Raw genomic sequence first — 1,557 nt, 5'->3', positions numbered from 1 at the left:
GGCCGCGGGGCGTGCGGCGGCGGCGAAGGCCGCGGCCGAGCGGGCCGCTGTGGAGCGTGCCGCGGCCGAGAGGGCTGCGGCTGAGCGTGCCGCCGCGGAACGTGCTGTCGCCGAGCGGGCCGCTGCTGAGCGGGTCGTCGCGGAGAGGGCTGCCGCTGAGGAGGCGGCGCGTCAGGGTGCGGCCCGGGAGGCGGCTGCTGCTCGCGAGGCGGCCGAGGCTGCCGCGCAGGCTTCTGTAGAGGCTGGGCGTTCCGAGCCGCCCGCGTACCCGCCGCACGAGACCACGGTGGCGACACCGGCGGTGCCGGGCTCGCGCTTCCTTAAGAAGCCGGAGTTCGCTCCGGACGAGGAGACGCGCGAGGTCCCTGCGGTACGTCCCGAGCCGGCGGACGAGAAGCCGGCGGCGGGCTCCGACGCCGAGGAGACGGCGGTCATTCCGCAGGTCCAGGAACCGGCGGGGGACGAGACCCGGGTAATCCCACGGATCCAGGATCCGGCGGCCGACGAGACGGCGGTGATTCCGCAGGTACGGGACGGGCAGCAGGACCCGGCGGCGGACCGGCCGGGGGAGCGGAACGCGCGTGATCGCCGGGACTCCGAGGGGTCGGGGGACTCCGAAGGCCCGAGGGACGCGGAGGACCGGCGGGATCCGGCGGATTCGAAGGACGCGGCGGATTCGGGGGACGCGGAGGTCGCGGAGGACGCCGAGGATTCGCGGGGCCGGGACGGCTCGCCGGAGGCCGGGGGTTCGCAGCACGCGCCGGGTCCGCAGGACGCTCCGGGTTCACGGGATCCGCGTGATCCGCGCCAGTCGTGGGACGCGCCGGGCACGCTCGACCCCCGGGGCGGACGGGACGCCAGGGACGCGCGCGAGGTGCGCGCCACCGACGACACGGCCGTCCTTTCGCCGGTACGGCCCGTACAGGACGCCGTTCCGGCGGACAGGGTGCCGCCGGGCTTCTTCCGTGAGGAGACGCCGGATCCGGCGGGCGCCGAGAGCGCCAACGAGCGCACGCGCGAGCTGCCGCAGCCGTATCCGGACGGCGGACAGGGGCCGGTGGCCGGATACGCGCAGACGCCGCCGGAGGCGGAGCGTCCGCGCCGCCGTTCGGACTGGGCGGAGGAGACTCCTTTGGACGACCTCCCGACCCTGGCCGACGAGCTGCTCGGCCCGCACGACGACGACCGCGACGAGAACGGCGGACGGCGGCGGCGCCGCTAGGGCGTGTCCGCGAAGTGGGGTCGTCCGCCCGGAGGGCGGGGTTCGCGGTGTCCGGCGGATCTTCGCGGATGCGCGGATCGGCCTGCGGATGATCTTGGTGGGGCCGGGAGTGTCAGACCCCGGCCCCACAATGGATTCCGTACGGCACACCACGGGCCGTACGGCATGCATACGGCACCCCCGCGCCGTACGGCATGCACACACACCGGCACGGCACGGAGGTGATGGCGGCACATGACCGTATGGGACGACCTGGTCGGGCAGGAGCGCGTCCAGGCGACGCTGGCGGCGGCGGCGCGGGACGCGGACGCGCGCGTCACGGCCGAGGCCGCGGG

General features: G+C 75.9%; 2 protein-coding genes. One reads left to right on the top strand and one right to left on the bottom strand.

What is annotated here, in order from left to right:
• Window positions 1-277 (bottom strand): hypothetical protein (locus GT042_RS27550; protein ID WP_161311425.1); only part of this gene is annotated, 277 nt, incomplete at its 3' end.
• Window positions 278-286: 9 nt separating this feature from the next.
• Between GT042_RS27550 and GT042_RS27545 the strand changes: the two genes are divergently transcribed.
• Entirely contained in the window at window positions 287-1,222 is a 936-nt protein-coding gene (locus tag GT042_RS27545; protein ID WP_161311424.1) for a hypothetical protein, read from the top strand.
• Window positions 1,223-1,557: the final 335 nt, after the last annotated feature.

It is taken from the genome of Streptomyces sp. SID3212, from assembly GCF_009865405.1.
Classification (GTDB): Bacteria; Actinomycetota; Actinomycetes; order Streptomycetales; family Streptomycetaceae; genus Streptomyces.
Note: the sequence above shows the minus strand (reverse complement) of the source record. Positions and strands in the feature narration are given on the sequence as shown.